At 61.8% G+C, this 20335-nt stretch carries 18 protein-coding genes; 8 read left to right on the top strand and 10 right to left on the bottom strand.

Going from position 1 to position 20335, the window contains the following annotated elements; all coding sequences use genetic code 11:
- Positions 1-33: 33 nt before the first annotated feature.
- The 3 genes from ispF to ACP8J1_RS10200 are packed head-to-tail and all read right to left on the bottom strand — an operon-like array spanning position 34 to position 1814.
- Positions 34-516, bottom strand: coding sequence for a 2-C-methyl-D-erythritol 2,4-cyclodiphosphate synthase (gene ispF / locus ACP8J1_RS10190; protein WP_023027768.1), 483 nt, complete (start codon positions 514-516; stop codon positions 34-36).
- Entirely contained in the window at positions 509-1258 is a 750-nt protein-coding gene (ispD, locus tag ACP8J1_RS10195; protein ID WP_023019905.1) for a 2-C-methyl-D-erythritol 4-phosphate cytidylyltransferase, read from the bottom strand. Before ispD ends, ispF begins: the two co-directional genes overlap by 8 nt.
- Positions 1230-1814, bottom strand: coding sequence for a CarD family transcriptional regulator (locus ACP8J1_RS10200; RefSeq protein WP_005325718.1), 585 nt, complete (start codon positions 1812-1814; stop codon positions 1230-1232). Before ACP8J1_RS10200 ends, ispD begins: the two co-directional genes overlap by 29 nt.
- Positions 1815-2005: 191 nt before the next feature.
- On the opposite strand from ACP8J1_RS10200, the gene ACP8J1_RS10205 reads away from it, so the two are divergent.
- Together ACP8J1_RS10205 and radA are read left to right on the top strand one after the other, a co-directional pair.
- Positions 2006-2593: a hypothetical protein gene (locus ACP8J1_RS10205; protein ID WP_034655526.1), complete on the top strand. Its 588-nt coding sequence runs from the start codon at positions 2006-2008 to the stop codon at positions 2591-2593.
- 73 nt (positions 2594-2666) lie between these two features.
- Positions 2667-4028, top strand: a complete 1362-nt coding sequence (radA, locus tag ACP8J1_RS10210) for a DNA repair protein RadA (protein WP_486696649.1) — start codon at positions 2667-2669, stop codon at positions 4026-4028.
- A gap of 3 nt (positions 4029-4031) precedes the next feature.
- Here the strand turns inward: radA and ACP8J1_RS10215 are convergent, their stop codons facing one another.
- Both ACP8J1_RS10215 and ACP8J1_RS10220 read right to left on the bottom strand, forming a co-directional pair.
- Complete coding sequence (locus ACP8J1_RS10215; RefSeq protein ID WP_486696651.1) at positions 4032-4724, bottom strand: hypothetical protein; 693 nt, start codon at positions 4722-4724, stop codon at positions 4032-4034.
- A gap of 63 nt (positions 4725-4787) precedes the next feature.
- Positions 4788-5402 (bottom strand): carbonic anhydrase, encoded by a 615-nt coding sequence (locus ACP8J1_RS10220; protein WP_023019909.1) that lies wholly within the window; start codon positions 5400-5402, stop codon positions 4788-4790.
- A 35-nt stretch (positions 5403-5437) separates the two neighbouring features.
- On the opposite strand from ACP8J1_RS10220, the gene ACP8J1_RS10225 reads away from it, so the two are divergent.
- Entirely contained in the window at positions 5438-6298 is an 861-nt protein-coding gene (locus ACP8J1_RS10225; protein WP_023019910.1) for an HhH-GPD family protein, read from the top strand.
- Positions 6299-6354: 56 nt separating this feature from the next.
- Here the strand turns inward: ACP8J1_RS10225 and ACP8J1_RS10230 are convergent, their stop codons facing one another.
- Positions 6355-6525 (bottom strand): DUF4236 domain-containing protein, encoded by a 171-nt coding sequence (locus tag ACP8J1_RS10230; protein ID WP_080970400.1) that lies wholly within the window; start codon positions 6523-6525, stop codon positions 6355-6357.
- 142 nt (positions 6526-6667) lie between these two features.
- On the opposite strand from ACP8J1_RS10230, the gene ACP8J1_RS10235 reads away from it, so the two are divergent.
- Positions 6668-7795, top strand: a complete 1128-nt coding sequence (locus ACP8J1_RS10235; RefSeq protein ID WP_232212554.1) for a lipase family protein — start codon at positions 6668-6670, stop codon at positions 7793-7795.
- A gap of 82 nt (positions 7796-7877) precedes the next feature.
- Here the strand turns inward: ACP8J1_RS10235 and ACP8J1_RS10240 are convergent, their stop codons facing one another.
- The gene (locus tag ACP8J1_RS10240) at positions 7878-10634 is read right to left on the bottom strand and encodes an ATP-dependent Clp protease ATP-binding subunit (protein WP_023019912.1); all 2757 of its coding nucleotides are present in this window, start codon (positions 10632-10634) and stop codon (positions 7878-7880) included.
- A 222-nt stretch (positions 10635-10856) separates the two neighbouring features.
- Between ACP8J1_RS10240 and ACP8J1_RS10245 the strand changes: the two genes are divergently transcribed.
- Positions 10857-12086, top strand: coding sequence for a hypothetical protein (locus ACP8J1_RS10245; protein WP_023019913.1), 1230 nt, complete (start codon positions 10857-10859; stop codon positions 12084-12086).
- A 66-nt stretch (positions 12087-12152) separates the two neighbouring features.
- Here ACP8J1_RS10245 and ACP8J1_RS10250 read toward each other — a convergent pair whose 3' ends face one another.
- Positions 12153-13574 (bottom strand): MDR family MFS transporter, encoded by a 1422-nt coding sequence (locus ACP8J1_RS10250; protein ID WP_486696655.1) that lies wholly within the window; start codon positions 13572-13574, stop codon positions 12153-12155.
- Between the two features lie 111 nt (positions 13575-13685).
- Here ACP8J1_RS10250 and ACP8J1_RS10255 point away from each other — a divergent pair, with 111 nt between their 5' ends.
- Genes ACP8J1_RS10255 through crtI form a run of 3 tightly spaced genes read left to right on the top strand, consistent with a single transcriptional unit; the run spans position 13686 to position 17563 of the window.
- A complete protein-coding gene (locus ACP8J1_RS10255) occupies positions 13686-15122 on the top strand; it encodes a GuaB1 family IMP dehydrogenase-related protein (RefSeq protein WP_302517659.1) in 1437 nt (478 codons plus the stop codon).
- A gap of 25 nt (positions 15123-15147) precedes the next feature.
- The gene (locus tag ACP8J1_RS10260) at positions 15148-16023 is read left to right on the top strand and encodes a phytoene/squalene synthase family protein (protein ID WP_023019916.1); all 876 of its coding nucleotides are present in this window, start codon (positions 15148-15150) and stop codon (positions 16021-16023) included.
- Between the two features lie 10 nt (positions 16024-16033).
- Positions 16034-17563: a phytoene desaturase family protein gene (gene crtI / locus ACP8J1_RS10265; RefSeq protein ID WP_023019917.1), complete on the top strand. Its 1530-nt coding sequence runs from the start codon at positions 16034-16036 to the stop codon at positions 17561-17563.
- 4 nt (positions 17564-17567) lie between these two features.
- Here the strand turns inward: crtI and ACP8J1_RS10270 are convergent, their stop codons facing one another.
- Together ACP8J1_RS10270 and lysS are read right to left on the bottom strand one after the other, a co-directional pair.
- Positions 17568-18491, bottom strand: a complete 924-nt coding sequence (locus tag ACP8J1_RS10270; RefSeq protein ID WP_023019918.1) for a hypothetical protein — start codon at positions 18489-18491, stop codon at positions 17568-17570.
- 132 nt (positions 18492-18623) lie between these two features.
- On the bottom strand, positions 18624-20201 hold the full coding sequence (gene lysS / locus ACP8J1_RS10275) for a lysine--tRNA ligase (RefSeq protein ID WP_023019919.1): 1578 nt from the start codon (positions 20199-20201) through the stop codon (positions 18624-18626).
- Positions 20202-20335 lie beyond the last annotated feature (134 nt).

Here is a 20335-nt window from a genome sequence, read left to right on the forward strand (position 1 = left end):
TAATTGACGCGTGCGCGGGGTTAGTGCGGTGGGCTAGGCGCGCCAGACGACGGCCGTAGCAACCGCCGCACGCCCCTCCTTACGGCCGGTGAACCCCAGGTGGTCCGTCGTGGTAGCAGATACGGACACGGGGGCACCAAGGATTTCGCTCAGTACGGCCTCGGCCTCTTCGCGGCGCGGACCCATCTTGGGGGTCTGGCCGATGAGCTGGGCGGCGGCGTTGCCGATGATAAAGCCCTCAGATTCGAGGAGCTGGCGGCATTCGCGCAGCAACTTCGCGCCGGAAACGCCATCGTATTCGGGGCGGCCGACGCCCACGAAGGAGCCGAGGTCACCGAGGTGGGAGGCGGATAAAAGGGCGTCGACGAGCGCGTGCGCTACAACATCCCCATCGGAGTGGCCCTCGCACCCGTCAACGCCTTCGAAGAGCAGGCCGGCGATCCAGCAATCCTTGCCGGCCTCGATTTGGTGGGCGTCGGTGGCAATTCCAACGCGCGGGATAATCGGATTAGTCATGGGTCTCCTCGGTCAGGGCGTGGGCCAGGGTGAGATCGATGGGCGTGGTGATCTTGAAAGCCAGGGTATCGCCCGGCACGGTTGCCACGCGCTCGCCGTGCCATTCCATGAGGCTGGCGTCATCCGTGGCGGTAAATTCGGGCTGCTGGGCCCAATAATCGAGGTTGGCCTGGCGCAGCGCGGACAGGCGGAAGGCCTGCGGGGTTTGCACTGCGCGCAGGCGGGAGCGATCGGGGGTGCTCAACACGGCCTCATCCGCGACTTCCTTGATGGTATCGGCCACCGGAACCACCGGCACGGCCGCGGGAGCGCCTTCCAGCACCCGCTTGGCGACGCCCCGCACCATCGCCGGCGGCGTCAACGCACGGGCCGCATCGTGGATGAGCACCACGGCATCCTCGTCCGGGATTGCTTGCAGGCCGGCCCACACGGAATCGGCGCGCTCGCTGCCACCGTGAACGAGGCGAATCGGGGCGGCGCTTGCAGCGTCAGTAGCACCAACGGCGTCGATGCGGCCGATAATACGCGCGGCCTCAGCCTCCATGTCCGGGCTGACCAGGACGATAATTTCATCGACTACCCCGGAGGCCAGCAATGCTCGCACGGAGCGTTCCAAGAGGGTGCGGCCGCGCAGCTCGACATAAGCTTTGGGCACCTCGGCGCCGAGGCGAGTTCCCTGGCCTGCGGCCGCGATGAGCGCGATGACGCGCGGTTTAGTCTTCGTCGTCGAAGGAGAGGTCATCGAGATCGATGTCGTTGTCGATATCGGTGGTGATGGACTTATCATCTACCAATCCGGCGGCGCGGTGGCGCTCGATGGTGGCATCGATTTCTTCCATCATGGTGTCGGCCTTCTTCTCATCGACCGGCTTGGCCAGTGCGAGCTCACCTACCAGGATGGTGCGGGCCTTGCCAAGCATGCGCTTCTCGCCGGCCGAAAGGCCGCGATCCTGGTCACGGCGCCACAGGTCACGCACGACCTCGGCGACCTTATTAATATCGCCGGAAGCCAGGCGCTCCTGGTTAGCCTTATAACGGCGGGACCAGTTGCCGGCCTCTTCGACGTCCTCGTCACGCAGCACGGAAAAGACCTTTTCTAGGCCTTCCTTGCCCACGACGTCGCGCACGCCGACGTTATCGGCGTTCTTGATGGGCACGCGGACGACCAGGTCGGACTGGTTGATGTGCAGCACCAGGTATTCGAGCGTCTCGCCGCCCATTTCGCGGGTCTCGATATCCTCGATGACGGCCGCACCGTGGTGCGGGTAGACGACGACCTCGCCGACCTTATACTCCATTGCCACTCCTTGTGTTCCCGATTTATCCCGGTTGACTAAGGCCCCTATTTTATCACGCACGGTCACCCCGACTGCGGATACCCCCGTATACCCCCACGGTCTACCCGCCCGATTTGGGACAACTGTGTACTTTATTGCGAAAGGGACTAGGCTAAAGCGTTGACAAGCCCTGTGATCGCAATTGATGGAGGATGCTCAACGTGCAGTCCCTGAAGTCCGCCGCCCGCCGCGGTGCCATTATTTCCGTTACCGCCGTCTCCGCTCTGGCGTTGGCTTCTTGCTCGGCGGGTCATGTCACCCAGACCGCTGAAAAAGTGGCTGCGGTCGATGGCGCTTCTGCAAGCACGGAAGATAATAAGGCTGCAGTTCGCGATGTCACCATCCTGGTAGAGCCGGACGGCACTGCTGCACTGAAGTTCAGCGCCATTAACCAGGGCTACGACACCGATGTCATTTCCTTGGAGTCCGTGAAGGTCGATGGCCAGCGCGTTGAGATGAAGCAGCCACAGCCGCTGCACCGCGATGAGTCCATCATCGCTGATTCTCAGAAGAACCTGGAAGCTAACCCCCAGCAGGATTCCGAAACCGTCCAGTACATCGCCACCAAGTTGAAGAATGATGACTACGGCTACGCCGGTGACCGCCCGGTTACCTTCGAGTTCTCCAATGGCTCCATCGACGTAAACGCCACCATCGCTGCCACCCAGATGCAGTCCGGCGAGTTCGACCGCGACGTCGAGTCCTCCGAGGGCTACACCTCCGAGGCTCCGAAGAACTAAGCCACACTACTTTCCAGCCCCGCTCCCAGCCCGTTTCGGGCTGGGAGCGTCTGTGTGTTTTAGGCTAGAAGCCATGGCCAAGAAAACCCGCCCCATCCATACCTGTTCCGAATGCGGCTACGTCTCGCCCAAATGGCTCGGGCGATGCCCGGACTGCGGTGCGTGGGGCACGCTGGAGGAAAAGGCACCGGTGGTGGCGGTGCCAGGGGCGTCGGCAAGCAAGGGCGTAGCCCCGTCGAGTCCGGCACAGCCGATTACCAAGATTGGGGCGCAGGCAACAAAGACGGTGCGCACCGGTATCGGCGAGTTGGATCGCGTGCTGGGAAGCGGCATCGTGCCGGGCTCGGTGGTGCTTATGGCCGGCGAGCCCGGCGTGGGCAAATCCACGCTACTGCTGGAAGTAGCCTCGCGGTGGGCACAGCTCGGCCGCACCGTGCTCTACGCGACGGCCGAGGAATCCGCCGGCCAGGTCCGCTCCCGCGCCGAGCGCACCGGCGCCTTGCAGGAAACTTTGTATTTGGCGGCCGAGTCCAACTTGGATGGGGTCTTCGGGCACGTCGATAAGCTGCAGCCTAGCCTCATCATCGTCGATTCGGTACAGACCATGCATGCCGTAGGTGTGGAGGGTGTATCCGGTGGCGTGGCACAATCGCGCGCGGTAACGGCCGCGCTGACGTCATTGGCGAAATCCACGGGCATTCCGGTGCTACTGGTCGGCCACGTCACGAAGGACGGCAACGTGGCCGGGCCACGCGTGCTGGAGCACCTTGTCGACGTCGTCTTAAACTTCGAGGGCGACCGCCAATCCAGCCTGCGCATGCTGCGCGGCATCAAAAATCGCTTTGGTGCCACCGACGAGGTGGGCTGCTTCGAGCAGACCTCCGGCGGCATTCGGGAGGTAGCGGATCCCTCCGGGCTATTCCTCTCGCACCGCGGTTCTACGCCGGATGGCTCGGCCGTGACGGTCGCGATGGACGGGGTGCGGCCGATTCTGGCGGAGGTGCAGGCGCTGACGGTGGACCCGGTGGCGAAAAACCCGCGGCGGGTGGTTACCGGGCTAGATTCCAACCGCGTGCCGATGGTGCTCGCGGTGCTCCAGGCCCGCGCCGGCCAGCGCACCAATGATAAAGATGCCTACGTCGCCACGGTCGGCGGCATGCGCATTACGGAAACCGCGACGGATTTGGCGGTGGCGTTGGCGACGTGGTCCTCGTTGCACGAGCAACCGCTGCGGGCCAAGACGGTTGTCATTGGCGAGGTGGGCCTGGCCGGCGAGTTGCGTCCAGTGCCCAATGTGGAGCGGCGCTTAATGGAGGCCGCGCGGCTGGGTTATAAGAACGCGATTGTCCCACGCGGGGAAATCGAGCCAGTAGACGGCATTCGCGTCCACCAAGCTGGGACGCTAGGGCAGGCCATCGCTGCGGTGGCGAGGTAGCACCTAGCGCAGCGTGAAGTCCTGCGGCGGGGAGGAGTTATCGCCGATGATGGTGTGGGCGAAGTAGGCGCCTGGCTCAGCCGCGGGGCGATTGGTGCATTCGCCTAGCTTGGAGGCTTGGCGGGACCATTCGGCCTCGAATTTTACGTCCTTGCCGGCCGGGAAAGTCTGCGAGCCGGTCTGCACGGAAGCATAGCAATCCGTATCGGACCACACGCGCTCGTTATCGGCCATCTTGTAGACTTCGAAGCGCAGCAGGTTCTTGTCTAGGTCGATTTTGCAGTCTGCGGCCGTGGGGTTGGTGACTGTCATGAAGAACTTCGGCAGTTCGCCCTCCGGCACGGAGTAATTCAACATGGAGGTGCGCACCTGGAGGTCTGCCAGGTCGCAGGTCTTTTTTGCGGCTTCGGAGCTCGCGGCCGCGGAGCTGGACGGCTCGCTTTCGGCAGACACGCTTTCCGACGCCCCCTCGGCCGACGCCTCCGCGGAGGTCGCGGAGGTTTCTGGGGCGGCAGAAGATGCGGTCTGCTCCGGCGTAGGCGCGGGTGCGGCGGTATCGGCCGGCTCATCGCTGCTGCCCCCGAAGGCAGCCACAGCCGCCCAGATCAGCACCACGACCAGCACGAGTACGATGATGAGCGCCGCTACTCGTCGGCGCTTGTAAATCTCTTCTGGTAGGGGCTTTTTCTGCGTCACGCTGTCAATTTTAAGCGGTGGGCACGGGCCGGTGCGCTAAGCCCGCGCCGCGTGTCAGGCGGGCTAGTCCACTCCGAAGGTCTGCAGGGTTTCCACGCTGGAATCTTCCAGCAGGTAGCGCGCGCCGATAACGCCCAGGGCACCCTCGTCGAGCAGTCGGCGGACGTTGGGCACGCTGGCAACCAGCTGGGCGACGGTCTGGCGGGTGTGCTCCCGCTCGACGTCGTCAGTCGTGGCATGTGGGCCCGCCACCAGTGCGGAGGCGGCAACCTTCTCGATGATGGGACGCTGCAGGCCGGTGGGCAGCTCGCCGCCGGACACAAAACCGGTAGCCGCGCCCACCGCGCCGCAAGATTGATGGCCGAGGACTACCAGCAGGTTGGGTTTGAGGGCGGCAAGGGCGTAGTCGAGGGAGGCTAGAACGGCGTCGTCAAGAATGTGGCCGGCAGTGCGGATGACAAAGGCATCGCCGAAGCCGATATTGAAGACGTGCTCGATAGGGGCGCGGGAGTCGGAACAGGAAATAACCACCACGCGAGGGTCCTGGCCGTGAGTTAGGCCCTCGCGGTTATAAATCTCGCGCACGTCGACGGTCTCGCCGTCCAATACGCGCTGATTTCCCGCCTTGAGGGCCTCCCATACGGCCTGCGGTTCGTGGGCAATATTACGTAAAGGCATAGGCCATATTCTAATGCCCTAGACTATCTCCCACGATGGATTCGCAAGCTCTTCTTTCCTGGTTCGATGCCAATGAACGAGACCTGCCCTGGCGCCGGCCTGGCACAAGCGCGTGGGGTGTGCTGCTCAGTGAGGTCATGAGCCAGCAGACCCCAGTCGCGCGCGTGGCTCCGGTGTGGGAGGACTGGATGCGGCGCTGGCCCACCCCGGCAGATTTTGCCCAGGCTACTCGAGCGGAGGTCTTGCGCGCCTGGGGCAAGCTGGGCTACCCGCGGCGCGCGCTGCGCCTGTGGGAATGTGCCGCGGCCATCGGCGAAGGCGAGGTACCGGCGGACGTCGATGAATTGCTGCGCCTGCCTGGCATTGGGGATTACACCGCGCGCGCCGTGGCCTGTTTTCATTTCAGGCTAAACGTACCGGTGGTCGATACCAATGTGCGGCGGGTGTATACCCGCGCAGAAGAGGGCCGGTTCCTTGCGCCGCAGCCATCGAAGCGGGAGCTGGCGGCCGTGGCAGAGCTTTTGCCGGCCGAGAATGGGCCGCGCTTTTCGGCCGCACTCATGGAGTTAGGCGCGCTGGTGTGCACGGCGAAGAATCCCGCCTGCGAGCAGTGCCCACTGCGCACTAGTTGCGCGTGGCAGCTGGCTGGTCGACCGCAGCCGAGTGCGGAGGAGCAGGCGCGGGCGAAAAAGCGGGTGCAGAAGTTTGTAGGCACAGACCGGCAGGTGCGAGGCAAGATTTTGGATGTGCTGCGCGCAGCGAACGGGCCGGTTCCGCAGTCCGAAATTGATGTGGTCTGGCCCGATGCGGCGCAGCGCTCCCGGGCGTTGGCTTCGCTGCTTGCCGACGGCCTCGCCGAGCAAAACGACGCTGGCCTGTTCCACCTCCCTATTTAGGGGGTTAATAATGGCCAGCTATAATCGCAGGTCGCGATCCAGGGCGTGTGATCTGGTTAACGCCAGCGGCCGCGGAAATTGAATCCGCCCGGCAGGTTCACCCACATGCCGCCGCGGGAATTAAAGGTGACCGGCCCTACCTTGGTAGACATCGACGCGCCGGATCCAGAGACGTTGATCCAGCTATTCTTGCCGGTCTTTTTTCTTGAACGATACTGAAGTCCCATAAGCATTTATTTTAGCAATTCCACTTCCACCGTTCCTACTGCGCAGTAGGTTTTGGTCATGGAAAAGATTTGTATGAGACTCCTCACAGTTTGTTCACTAATCCTCGGGTCGCTCTTTCTGCCGCCAGCTGCCAACGCGGCGGTGACTTCAGCTCACCCGGCGCCGCACCTGGCAGAATCGGCGGGCCAGGCGCAGGTGTTTACATATGACACCACCACCGATGCCGGCAAGCCGGTGCAAGCCTCGGCTACCTTGTACGAGCCCACTGCACCGTGGCGTGGCAAGGGCGAGCGCCCGACCATCGTCTTCGGACCAAGCACGCGTGGGCAGGGCGACCAATGCGCGCCGTCGCGCGCGGGCATGCAGCTGGGGTCGGTGGGCCTGAGCAAAGTGGGCTCTCCCACCATTAATGCCAGCTACGAGTACTCATTTTATATGATGGCCCTGCGCCACGGGGCACGCGTTATCGTTGCCGACCTTATTGGGTTGGGCATGCCAGGACACCACACGTATGTAAACCACATTGAAGAAGCACACGCGCTTCTCGACGCCGCCCGCTCCGGCCTAGAACTCGCGCACGCCCCGAAGGACGCCCCTATTGGCTTTGCGGGCTATTCGCAGGGCGGCGGCGCCTCGCTCTCCGCAGCCGAGTATGCCGAACGCTACGCTCCTGACCTCAACGTAGCCGGCACATACGCTGGCGCGCCGCCAACGGACCTGCCGGAGACTATGCGCAGCATTGACGGTTCAGCTATCGCCCACGTGCTGGGCTATGCCATTAATGGCTTTTCTGAGCGTAGCCCAGAATTCCGCGATGCAGTGTTGGCGGAACTCAACCCACGAGGCATTGACTTCTTACGTTCCGCGGCCACCAGCTGCACGGGCGATTCTGTTCTCATGTGGGGCTTTACAAATACCCGAATGCTTACCCGCACCGGGGAATCCTTGTCCGAGATTGTGGAACGCAAACCTGTCGTTAAGGAAACTTTAGAGCGCCAAAACCTGGGCAAAGCGGTGCCAAATGCACCGGTAATGATGGCTAGCTCACCTAGTGATGATTTAATCTCTCATGACCAGGTACGCAGGACTGCTGGAGCGTACTGCTCTATGGGCGGAACCATCGATTTCGTAGCCGCACCCGGCACCGCAACGATTCCACGCACTGGAATCGACCACGCCGTGCCCTTGTACCTAGAGATGCCGGTCGGGTTGCAGTATCTCTTTGACCGCTTTGAGGGCAAACCGGCACCCACTAACTGCACAGCATAAATAGATTCCTGGGCGCAAATAAAGCCGCCCAGTTCTCGCAGGGAAAGCGAGGGCTGGGCGGCTTTAAGGCGCTATAGCGCCACTACATCGGCTGGCCGGCGCCTGCTGGCGGCGGGTTATGGCCATCGTCATCGGAGTCGGAACCGGAGCCGGACTCTAGGTCGGTTCCGGCGGCGGTGGAGCCGCCATCGCCCGGAACGTCCGGGGTGATGGTGTCGGGCTCGCCGGCATCGGTGGAGTCGGCGTCGTTTTCGCGCACCTCGGCGTCGTCAAGCTGCGGCTCCTCGGTGTCCTCCGGCAGAAGCTTCGGGCGTGGGCTGAAGGTGAACTTCGCGCCAGTGTTGTCCTTGGACTCGCCGTCCCAGCCCTCGACGTCGACGGTGATGATCTCACCGGCGCCGATTTCGCCGAAGAGGATCTTCTCGGAGAGCTGATCCTCAATCTCGCGCTGGATGGTGCGGCGCAGCGGACGAGCACCCAATACTGGGTCGAAGCCTCGCTTAGCCAGCAGGTCCTTGGCCTTCTGCGTGAGCTCGATGCCCATATCGCGCTCATCCAGCTGCTTGGCCACGCGGCCGATGAGCAGCTCGACCATTTCCACAATCTGCTCCTGAGTGAGCTGGTGGAAGACAACGATGTCATCGATACGGTTCAAGAACTCCGGGCGGAAGTGCTTCTTCAGCTCGTCGTTGACCTTCTGCTTCATCCGATCGTACTGAGCATCCGCATCATTTTCGGAAGAGCCAGTAAAGCCCAAGCCCACCGGCTTCGAGATGTCCTGGGTACCCAAGTTCGACGTGAAGATGAGAACGGTGTTCTTGAAGTCAACAACGCGACCCTGGCCGTCGGTAAGCCGGCCATCCTCTAGCACCTGCAACAAGGTGTTGTAGATCTCCTTGTGGGCCTTCTCAATCTCATCAAAAAGCACGACGGAGAACGGCTTGCGGCGAACCTTCTCGGTCAGCTGGCCGCCCTCTTCGTAGCCAACGTATCCCGGAGGAGCACCGAAGAGACGAGAAGCGGTGAAGCGGTCGTGGAACTCGCCCATATCGATCTGGATGAGGTCATCATCCGAACCGAAGAGGAAGTTAGCCAGGGACTTCGACAGCTCGGTCTTACCCACACCGGACGGGCCAGCGAAGATGAAGGAGCCGGATGGACGGCGCGGGTCCTTGAGGCCTGCACGGGTACGGCGGATGGCGCGGGAGACGGACTTGACCGCCTCGTCCTGGCCAATGATGCGCTTGTGCAGCTCTTCTTCCATGTTGAGCAGACGGTTGGATTCCTTCTCCGTCAGCTTCAGGACAGGGATGCCGGTCCAGTGCGCCAGCACCTCTGCAATCTGGTCCTCGCCAACCTCGGCGATTTCCTCGAGGTCACCGGAACGCCACTGCTTTTCCTTCTCAGCGCGCTCCTCGCCCAGCTTGCGCTCCTTATCGCGCAGGCCAGCTGCCTTTTCGAAGTCTTGGGCATCGATGGCCGCTTCCTTTTCCTTGCGGACCTCAGCGATGCGGTCATCGACCTCGCGCAGGCCCTTTGGCGCGGTCATGCGCTTGATGCGCATGCGCGCGCCAGCCTCATCGAGAAGGTCAACGGCCTTATCCGGCAAAAAGCGGTCATTGATGTAGCGATCCGAGAGGGAAGCTGCAGCGTGCAACGCCTCATCGGTATAAGACACGCGGTGGTGAGCCTCGTATTTATCGCGCAGGCCCTTCAGAATCAAGAAGGTGTCATCTAGGGAAGGCTCGTCTACCTTGACCGGCTGGAAACGACGCTCGAGAGCGGCGTCCTTTTCGATGTGTTTGCGGTACTCATCCAAAGTGGTAGCACCGATGGTCTGCAGCTCGCCACGGGCCAGCTTTGGCTTAAGCAAGGAAGCTGCATCGATAGCACCTTCAGCAGCACCGGCACCGACCAAGGTGTGGATCTCATCGATGAACAAGATGATATCGCCGCGCTGGTTAATCTCCTTGAGCACCTTCTTCAGGCGTTCCTCGAAGTCACCGCGGTAACGAGAGCCGGCCACCAGGGAACCTAGGTCAAGCGAGTAGAGCTGCTTGTCCTTGAGGGTTTCCGGGACCTTGCCGTTGACGATGTCGAGCGCCAAGCCCTCGACCACGGCGGTCTTACCAACGCCCGGCTCACCGATGAGCACCGGATTATTCTTCGTGCGGCGAGAGAGCACTTGCATAATGCGCTCTACCTCGGACTCGCGGCCAACGACAGGATCAAGCTTGCCGTCCTTGGCAGCCTGGGTGAGGTTGCGGCCGAATTGATCAAGCACCAGGGAATTGGAACGCTCACCGGAACCACCGGAGCCGCCACGAGCGCCGGCGCCAGCACCTGCACCGACGGGACCGGAGCCTTGGCCATTGGAGGAGCCGCCCTCCTGCTGGCCGCCTTCGTAGCCGGACAGCAACTGGATAACCTGCTGGCGCACGCGTGGCAGGTCGGCGCCGAGCTTGGTCAGCACCTGCGCGGCGACGCCATCGCCCTCGCGAATGAGACCCAGCAGCAAGAACTCAGTACCGATGTACTTGTGTCCCATCTGCAGGCCCTCACGCAGGGAGAGCTCAAGAACCTTCTTGGCACGTGGAGTAAAGGGGATGTGGCCGGTGTGTGGCTGGCTACCCTGGCCGATGATTTCCTCGACCTCACGGCGGACATCCTCCAGGGAAATACCCATGGATTCCAGTGCCTTGGCAGCGACGCCTTCGCCTTCATGGATAAGGCCGAGCAAGATGTGCTCGGTGCCGATGTAATTGTGGTTAAGCATGCGTGCTTCTTCCTGCGCCAAAACGATGACGCGGCGAGCACGATCGGTAAACCTCTCGAACATGATTCCCCTATACTTTCGCTTCTAATGTGTCACCCACTCTAACGCGGCAATCCGCCGATCATTTCCGGTTTTACTCCCAGATGCCCGCAATACCGCGATAATTCCCCATCTTCGCAGCTCACACGGGTGTACGCCGGTAGCGAACAGGGGCACGGGCATGTAATCTGGAATCGTTTTATTGTTCCCCGCCCCTCTTCCGCACTGTTTAAGGAAATCTCCACCGTGCCGCAACTTCCTGAGTTCTTCGCCACCCAACACAACCTGCACGAATTGGCAGTAGTGGATGAAGCTCCTTCCTCTACACTCTTTGCCGTGGAAGACGGGGCCACGCACCAGCCGCTGAGCGTGGAGATTTTCGCCCCAGGAATCACCGGCATGGTGGAAAAGTCCACCGCGTTACATGGATTGCATCACCCGGCTATCGCACCGCTGGTAGGCACGGGCACTACCGCAGACGGGCAAGAGTTTATTGTGCGCGAGGGGTTTGTCGGCACCCAGCTTTCGCAAATACCCAATAATCTCAGCCGCACGGACGCGGCGGAGATCTTTGGCCCCCTGGCCGGTGCGGTGGACTTTTTGATCTCTCGCAAGCAGGCAGACTTTGCGGTTCATGGGCTGAGGGAGGCCCGGGTGGGCGTCGACAAGCAACGGCAGATTTCGGTACTGGCCGCGGCCGGCCCGTCTCCCGAGGAGCACGGCGAAGCGGTAGAGGCATTCGAGCAACTCGTCGCGCGCAAGTGCCCGGACTATAAGGCCACCGGCACGGCGGATAGCGCCAAGGATGTGGTGGCGCATCTGCGCCCGCAGGGAGAGTTCGATACCGCACAGATCCCGCGCGTGCAAGCCCCCGAACCGCGCCCCCAGCAGCAATTCGCCCCGCCGCAGCCACAGCCACAGCCGCAGCCGCAGCAGCAGGCGATGGCCCAGCCCATGGGGCAGCAACCCATGGGGCAGCAACCCATGGGGCCAGCGCCGCAGAAGAAGGGCAAGGGCGGTCTCATTGCGTTGATTAGCGTGTTGGCGGTGGCCGCGATTGCCGCCGCGGCGGCGCTGTGGTTCTTCTTGTCCTACCCCAGCTGGAATGACAAAGAACAAAACCTGGCGGATGCGTACCCGAACCTGGTGAGCTCCCGTAGCGGCCAGGAGGGCTTCGATGGGGCAAAGTGTTCCTCGCGTGAGCCGGAGTCTGGCCAGGAGGCCAAGATTTCCTGCGTGGGCGATGGGTTTAGCTATATCGTGACCTACTACCCCAGCATAGAAGAGCGCGATGCCATGCTTCCCGACGCCGAGCCGGTGGAGCTTTCCAATGACCAGTGCACCATCCAAAGCTATGAGACCACCGCGGATGTTCCTACCTACGTCATGGCCGTTGAAGGCACCCAATCCGCGTTCCTCGTGTGGGGCGATAAGGCTGAAAACGAGCGGCTGAACCTGCCGCTGTGCGCCTCTTAAATCGCACTCTCAGAGTTTCCGGCCCGCCGCGCATAGCGTGTGCGGGCCTTATTCCTGTCCTAGTGGCTACTCCGTCGACGGCACGCGCTTGAGGAAGGGGGCCAGCACAATAACCACCAGCGAGAGCACGCCTGCAAAAAGGAATGCCCAGTGCGCACCGTAAGCGGTGGCAGCAGCATCATTCATGCCTTGTGCCAGGCCAGACTTGGTGCCACGGCTAAGGAACGTCATCAAAAAGGCAGTGCCGGCCGCGCCCGCCAGCTGCTGCAAAGTATTAAGGATGGCGGAGCCGTGCGAGTAGAGCTCATCCGGCAGGGAGGCCAGGGACGTCGTCATCAGTGGCGTCATCATGAGCGCAATGCCGAGGGCGAATAGGACGTGCATAGCAATGACCATCCACACAGCGCTGTCCTCAGTGAGCAGGGTCATCAGCCACGTACCCGCGGCAAGGAGAAGGGCACCTGGAATCATCAGCGGACGGGGCCCGTGGACATCATAGAGGCGGCCTACCATCGGGGAGATGCCGCCTTGCAGCAAGCCGCCGGGCATGACGACGAGCCCGGTGACCAGGGAACTTACCGCCAAAGAGGTCTGCAGGTAGATGGGCAGGACATTGACCACGCCAAGCAATAGCCCGAACATCAAAAGCATGCCGAGTACCGCCACGGTGAAGTTCGGAACCTTAAATGGTCGCATATCCAGCAGGGCGCGATTGTCTTTAGCCAGGCGCACTTGCCGGAGGGTAAAAAGCGCCAAGGCCACAAGTCCTATGGCGAGGACGAGGATGTCTATGAGGCCTTCGCCCTCCAGAATATTTTCTAGGGACGATACGGCATATACCAACCCGCCAAAGGCAAGGACGGACAAAATAACTGAGGGGAAATCCAGCGGGGTATCGCGTTTATCGCCCACGTTGACTAGGCGGAGGTAGCCGGCGACGCCGATGAGGCCGAGCAGCGGAACCATGGTCCAGAAGATGACGTGCCAGGTGAACATGCTAAGAACCAGACCGCCCACCGTAGGTCCGAGCGCTGGGGCCACGGAAATGACCACGGAGATAATGCCCATGACGCTGCCGCGACGCTGCGGCGGGACGAGGGTCATCGCCACCGTCATCAAGGTGGGGATCATCAACGCAGTACCCGCCGCTTGGAAAACGCGCCCCACCAGCAAGATGCCGAAGGCTGGGGCGAGTGCCGCAAAGACTGTACCGGCAAGGAATACACCCGCGGAGGCGAGAAAGATCTGGCGGGTGGTGAATTTATCCATGAGAAAGCCGGTGGTCGGGATGACCACGCCCATGGTGAGCAGGAAAGCGGTAAGCAACCACTGGGCGGAGGTAGCCGGGATGTCAAAGTCCGCCATGATGGCAGGCAATGCCACCGAAAGGGCGGTCTCGTTCAGGATCATCACCATCGCACCAAGGACGAGGATGGTGAGGTTGATTTTTACCTCTGCGGAAATGTGCGGATCTGGTTTCTGAGACACCCAGATAGGATACTGAGGCCGCCGATATGGGGAAAGTCGGGGAGTATAATTTTAATGTCTTCCTCCGCGCGGTCAGACCGCGCCACCCGAATATATAGAGAGGCCATCCCAGTGCGTTTTCTCCAGGATTCCCGCCCGCCGTACGAATTGACCTATTCCGATGTGTTCATGGTGCCCAGCCACTCCGAGGTGGGCTCGCGCCAGTCGGTGGATCTCACCACTGAGGACGGCACTGGCAATACCATCCCGCTCATCGTGGCCAATATGACCGCCGTGGCCGGTCGCCGCATGGCCGAGACCATCGCGCGCCGCGGCGGGCTCACTATCCTGCTACAGGACCTATCCCTGGATGCGGCCGCAGAGACCATCGCCTCCGTGAAAGCGGCTGACTTGGTCTATGACACCCCCATTATCGTGAAGCCGCACCATACCGTGGGCTATACCAGCAACCTTTTGCACAAGCGCGCTCATGGCGCGGCCATCGTGGTCGACGGGGACATGCCCATCGGCATTATCACACCGAAGGATCTGCGCGGGCAGGATAATTTCACCGCCGTCGGCCAATTGATGACCACGGATCTGGTGACGCTGCCGGTAGGCATCGACCCGCAGGAGGCCTTCACCAAGCTGCGCAAAACCTCGCGGAAGCTGGCGCCGGTGGTCAACCCGGATGGCACCCTGGCCGGAATCCTCACGAGGAAGGGGGCGGTGAGGGCCAAGATGTATAAGCCGGGCGTCGACAAGCAGGGCCGCTTACACATTGGTGCGGCCGTGGGCATCAACGGCGATGTGGAAGGCCGCGCCCGTGCCCTAGCGCAGGCGGGAGCCGACGTCTTAGTCATTGATACCGCACACGGGCACCAAGACAGCATGCTCACCGCTTTGCGCAAGGTAAAAGCGCTGGACTTGGGGCTTCCCATTGCTGCCGGCAATATCGTCACAGCGGAGGGCGTGCGCGAACTGGCGGCCGCCGGCGCAGACATCATCAAGGTCGGCGTGGGCCCGGGCGCGATGTGCACCACCCGCATGCAAACGGGTGTGGGCCGCCCGCAATTCTCGGCCGTCCTGGAGTGCGCTGCGGCAGCCCGCGAGGTTGGCGCCCATGTCTGGGCCGATGGCGGCGTGCGCGACCCGCGCGATGTCGCTCTTGCCCTGGCCGCCGGTGCCTCCAATGTTATGATCGGCTCCTGGTTCGCCGGAACCTTTGAATCCCCAGGTGACCTGCACAAGGACGCCGATGGCACCTTCTACAAGGAGTCCTTTGGCATGGCTTCGCGCCGGGCGGTGCGCGGCCGCAACTCCGATACGGAGGCCTTCGAGCGCGCCCGTCGCGAGATGTTTGAAGAGGGGATTTCTACCTCGCGCATCTACCTCGACCCCGAGCACGGCGGCGTAGAGCATCTCGTGGACCGAATCATTTCTGGCGTCCGTTCCTCGTGCACTTACGCCGGCGCCAATTCCTTGGCTAGCTTCCACGAACGCGCCACCGTGGGTGTGCAGTCCGCCGCCGGGTTCGCGGAGGGGCAGCCGCGCGCCACAAACCGTTAATAGGCTGCATGCTACGTTGACAGATATGCTTTCTCGCTATGACCAAGCGGCCTCCCGCGCGGCCGCACAGGTTATGGGGCGCTACTCCACCAGCTTCTCGCTGGCCACGCGGCTCTTGCGCGGGCGGGTGCGCGCCGATATCCGCCACTTATACGCGGTGGTGCGCATTGCCGATGAGCTTGTCGACGGCGCCGCTGCCCAAGCCCACACCGACCCCGCCGCCGCTTTGGATGCCTACGAGAAAACCATCCTGGCCGCACCGCAGCAGCGACTGCACACGGATCTCGTGGTCCACGCTTATGCCTTAACCGCGCGTCGCTGTGGCTTCCCCCGCGAGTACCTTGTTGCCTTCTTTCACTCCATGCGCGCGGATCTTAAACAACGCGAGTATTCTTCGGCCGAGCTGCAGGACTATATCTACGGCTCGGCAGAAGTCATTGGGCTTTTGTGCCTACAGATTTTCCTAGCCGAGGAAAGCGTTTCACCCGCCGACCGCACTGCCATGGAACGCGGCGCCCGCGCGCTAGGTTCGGCATTCCAGAAGATAAACTTCCTGCGTGATTTGGGCGAGGATAGCTCTACTTTGGGGCGCACCTATTTTCAGCAGGCCCCATCCGGCCGGATTGATGAGGCCACCAAGTCCGCGCTCATCGCAGAGATCCGCCAGGAGCTTGCTACCGCCGCGCTCACCATCGACTTGCTACCTGCCTCCGCACGGGTTGGTGTGAGCGCGGCGGCGGATATCTTTGCCGAGCTGACCAATCGCCTCGCCGCAACCCCTGCTACGGACCTCGCCACCACGCGCGTATCCGTGCCCAACCACACCAAGGCTTGGTTAGCGGCCCGCGCAGTGCGCCGCCGCGGCCACAGCAAGCACGCCCCACACCCAGCCGAAGATTAAGGAGAACGTCATGCACGCCGTCGTCATCGGAGCCGGCATCGCTGGACTCGCCACCGCCGCCTTGCTCGGCCGCGAAGGATACGAGGTCACCGTGGTGGACTCGCTGGATGAGGTGGGAGGCCGCGCCGGCAGCTTTGCAGAAGACGGCTTTCGCTGGGATACGGGCCCGTCCTGGTATCTCATGCCCGAGGCTTTCGATCATTTCTTTGCGCTCTGCGGCACCTCTACCGAGGCGGAGCTAGATCTGGTGGACCTCTCCCCCGCCTACCGTGTTTTTCATGGGGATGCGCCCGTAGACGTGCACTCCGGTATCGAGGAAGTCACCGCGCTGTTCGAGTCCTTGGAACCCGGCGCGGGAGACAAGGTCCGGCAGTACTTGGCGCAGGCCAGCGATACCTATGACATGGCGCTCGAGCACTTCCTCTACACCACCTTCTCCGCGCCGCTCAATTTGGTGCACCGCGATATTCGCACCCGGCTTTCTCGCCTCGTGGCGCTGCTTGCGGCAAACCTGCAGCAGCACGTGGGCCGTAACTTCGCTGATGCCCGCCTGCGCCAGATTCTGAGTTATCCGGCGGTCTTTTTATCCTCCGAGCCGGCCGCCGCCCCAGCCCTATATTCCCTGATGAGCCACACCGACCTGGTGGAGGGGGTGCGCTACCCACAAGGTGGTTTCGCCGCCGTGGTCCAGGCCGTCTACCGACAAGCGAAGAAGTTTGGCGCCACCTTCCGTTTGGGCGAGGAGGTTACCTCCATCAAGGTATCTAATCGGCAGGTAACGGGCGTGCGCACGAACAAGGGCGCCATCCACGCCGATATCGTGGTCTCCGCAGCGGACTTGCACCACACCGAGACCCAGCTTTTGCCGCCGCAGCTGCGCACCTACCCGGAGCGTTACTGGGGCCGGCGCAATCCGGGCCTGGGTACCGTGCTCATCTTGGCCGGGGTGAAGGGCAAGCTGCCCGAGCTGGCACACCATACGTTGCTCTTTAGCAAGGACTGGGATCCGGATTTCCGCGCCGTCTATTCCGGCCCAGAGCCCTCCCGGCCGTTGGGGGCCTCCGAGTCCATCTACGTGTCCAAGACCTCCGCCACCGACCCAAGTGTCGCCCCCGAGGGCCACGAAAATCTCTTCATTCTGGTGCCGGTGCCGGCCGCGGAGGCGCCCGGGTTTGGCAATGCCTATCACGCTGAGGAGTCCGAGCGCGTTGCTGCGATTGCCGACGCCGCCCTCAACCGCATCGCGGCCACGGCCGGAGTGCCGGATTTGCGAGAGAGGGTCGTCGTCAAGCGCACGCTCGGCCCGGCCGATTTTGCCGAGCGCTACCATGCCTGGTCGGCCGGCTCCATCGGACCGGCACACACGCTGCGACAGTCGGCGTTTTTGCGCGGACGCAATGCCTCACGCAAGGTAAACGGCCTCTACTATGCGGGGGCTACCACCGTGCCGGGCGTCGGTGTGCCAATGTGCCTGATTTCGGCCGAGAACATCATTAAGCGCCTGCGGGGCGATAAATCCGCCGGCCCACTCGTGCGCTAAAAACTTAGATATCCAGGAGAACTACTCGCCCGCTGCCACTCGAATCCACGCATTTGGGCAAGCGGTTTTCCGGCTTTGCGTCATCTAAGAACTTTGGCGCGGATACATCGCACGCCCAACCTTCGAGCCTGAGGAAGCCGCGGGTATTTACTTCCTCCGGCTTAAAGTCGTGGTTCACGTAGCTATCTACGACCTGCATAGCTTTGGTGCAGTTCGTGCCATCGACTTGCACGTAGACGTTCTTTCGTCCCCATTTTGTATCCATCTGCCCACAGATAGTGCCCATTTTGGCGTTGCCGTTGGAATCGGGCTTAGGTGGGAAGGTATCGGAGTAGTACTGACCGTTGTCTTTTACGGTGAAATGATGTCCCTTCGCTGTGACCGTGAACTCATCCGAGTTTGGTGCCTCGAAGGTAACGCCTTCAATTTCTACCTTCTCCCCTGCCTTGAGCTGTTTCGACGGAGTCATATCACCTGGATCCACCGCGCCAGATGGGAAGAATCCCTCCCCCTTTTTGAAGCTGACCATATTAGCCTCCCACTGCGGCTGGTTTGGGTCTGGCATTAGGGGTGGATCTGCGAACTGCACGGTGCACCACGGGCCTGCGGAGAGCTCTTTAAAGGAGCACGAAACTTTTCCATCGGGACTTTTAACTCCCCACGCCTTCGACTGCGCGTATTCGGGGCCCTTCGCCAAAAAGTCCTCGGCCGAACGCATGGTCAGCCCCGAGGAATCCACCTTCTTTTCTGATTCGGTAGTTTCTTCCGCTGTGCTCTCTGGGGAGGAAGCTTCCGCCGAGCTAGTTGCGGTGCTTTCGGTCATCCGTGGACGGAATTGGGGCGCTTCCTCGTTACTGTCAGCAGAGGAACATGACGCAAGCCCAACGGCCAATACAGGTAGGGCAAGGATAGGGAGAATTCTTTTCATGCCTCGCATTTTTCCATGCGGTGAGAAACTGCGCTGGTCTTTTGCAGCAGGGGTGCAGGAACGAACATGAGCAGGAAATAGCAAAGCCGTCAGCCCGCGCGGGCTGACGGCCAAGCGATAGGACGCTAGGTGCTACTTCTGCTCGGGTTTGACCAGCGGGAAGAGCACGGTTTCGCGGATGCCCAGGCCAGTCAAGGCCATGAGTAGACGGTCCATGCCCATGCCCGTACCGGCTGTAGGCGGCATGCCCTGCTCCATAGCCGCGAGGAAGTCCTCATCCAGCACCATGGCCTCATCATCGCCACCGGCGGCCAGGCGGGCCTGATCCTCAAAGCGCTCGCGCTGGATAACCGGGTCCACGAGCTCGGAGTAGCCGGTTGCCAGCTCGAAACCGCGCACGTAGAGGTCCCACTTTTCGGTCACGCCCGGCTCGGAACGGTGCTGGCGGGTCAACGGGGAGGTCTCAACCGGGAAATTCTTGACAAAGATAGGGCCTTCGAGCTGGTCCTCGCACAGGACCTCCCAGATTTCCTCGACCAACTTGCCGTGGCCCCAGCCGCCGTCCTTAGGGACGTCGAGACCAATGACGTCTGCAATGCCCTTGAGCGTCTCGACGTCAGTATCGATGGTGACCTCCGGCTGGCCCGGGAACTTACGCTGCAGGGCCTCATTCAGGGAGGGGTACATCTCGATTTCCGGCCATTCTTCGCCACCGAAATCGAACTCGGTGCCATCGGCAAGGGTGACGGTGGTCGAGCCGAAGACATCGCGGGCAACAGCCTGGATGGACTCACGCGTCATGCGGGCACAATCGTTGTAATCGCCCCACGCAGCGTAGGTCTCCAGCATGGCGAACTCTGGCGAGTGGGAGCGGTCAACGCCCTCATTGCGGAAGTTGCGGTTGATTTCAAAGACGCGGTCAATGCCGCCCACGACCGCGCGCTTCAAGTACAACTCTGGAGCGATGCGCAGGTAGAGGTCAATATCCAGCGCATTGGAGTGGGTGATAAACGGGCGAGCGGCTGCGCCACCGTGCAGGGTCTGCAGCATCGGGGTCTCGATTTCTACAAAGTCCTGGCTTTCCAGGTAATTGCGCAGCGCGCGCATGACCTTGACGCGAATCATGGCGTTCTTGCGGGCATCTTCGCGGATAATGAGGTCGTTATAGCGCTGGCGCACGCGGGTATCTTCAGCCATATCGGCGAAGGACACCGGCAACGGGCGCAAGGACTTAGCGGCCATGGTCCATTCGGAGACCATGATGGACAGCTCGCCGCGGCGCGAAGAAATCACGCGGCCGCGCACGGAGATGAAATCGCCCAAGTCGACGTCGGACTTCCAGGCGTCGAGACGCTCCTTGCCTACCTCTGCGAGGGAAAGCATGGCCTGCACCTGGGTGCCATCGCCATCTTGCAAGGTGGCGAAGCACAGCTTGCCGGTATTGCGCATAAAGATAAGGCGACCAGCAATTGCGTGGGTGACCTCGGTTTCCTCACCAGCGGCAAGGTAGGTTACGCCTTCTTCGTTTCCCGGCTCTTCGCCTTCAGCCACGACGCGGAAATCATGGCGCAAATCCTTTAAGGAGATGGTGCGTTCAACGGTTACCGGGTAGGCCTCTACGCCGGATTCCAGCAGGCGATCGCGCTTTTCGCGGCGGATGCGCAGCTGCTCAGGGACATCGTTTACTTCATTATTCTTCTGCTCGCTCACGTTAGCCAAGGGTAGTCGATCCCCACCGCAGCACGCGATTTAGCCCACGCCACCCTCTCCCGGGAAAGGATTTACGCATAATTCACTTCACTGTCACCTCGGGGTCAACACACAGTTACGAAGATGACCTTTTA

Source organism: Corynebacterium sp. LaCa_205 (assembly GCF_057458085.1).

Excerpts from the sequence above, each read along its gene's own strand:
- ispF (WP_023027768.1), bottom strand. The coding sequence starts at position 516 with ATGACTAATCCGATTATCCCGCGCGTTGGAATTGCCACCGACGCCCAC.
- ispD (WP_023019905.1), bottom strand. The coding sequence starts at position 1,258 with ATGACCTCTCCTTCGACGACGAAGACTAAACCGCGCGTCATCGCGCTC.
- ACP8J1_RS10200 (WP_005325718.1), bottom strand. The coding sequence starts at position 1,814 with ATGGAGTATAAGGTCGGCGAGGTCGTCGTCTACCCGCACCACGGTGCG.
- ACP8J1_RS10205 (WP_034655526.1), top strand. The coding sequence starts at position 2,006 with ATGCTCAACGTGCAGTCCCTGAAGTCCGCCGCCCGCCGCGGTGCCATT.
- radA (WP_486696649.1), top strand. The coding sequence starts at position 2,667 with ATGGCCAAGAAAACCCGCCCCATCCATACCTGTTCCGAATGCGGCTAC.
- ACP8J1_RS10220 (WP_023019909.1), bottom strand. The coding sequence starts at position 5,402 with ATGCCTTTACGTAATATTGCCCACGAACCGCAGGCCGTATGGGAGGCC.
- ACP8J1_RS10225 (WP_023019910.1), top strand. The coding sequence starts at position 5,438 with ATGGATTCGCAAGCTCTTCTTTCCTGGTTCGATGCCAATGAACGAGAC.
- ACP8J1_RS10230 (WP_080970400.1), bottom strand. The coding sequence starts at position 6,525 with ATGGGACTTCAGTATCGTTCAAGAAAAAAGACCGGCAAGAATAGCTGG.
- ACP8J1_RS10240 (WP_023019912.1), bottom strand. The coding sequence starts at position 10,634 with ATGTTCGAGAGGTTTACCGATCGTGCTCGCCGCGTCATCGTTTTGGCG.
- ACP8J1_RS10260 (WP_023019916.1), top strand. The coding sequence starts at position 15,148 with ATGCTTTCTCGCTATGACCAAGCGGCCTCCCGCGCGGCCGCACAGGTT.
- crtI (WP_023019917.1), top strand. The coding sequence starts at position 16,034 with ATGCACGCCGTCGTCATCGGAGCCGGCATCGCTGGACTCGCCACCGCC.
- ACP8J1_RS10270 (WP_023019918.1), bottom strand. The coding sequence starts at position 18,491 with ATGAAAAGAATTCTCCCTATCCTTGCCCTACCTGTATTGGCCGTTGGG.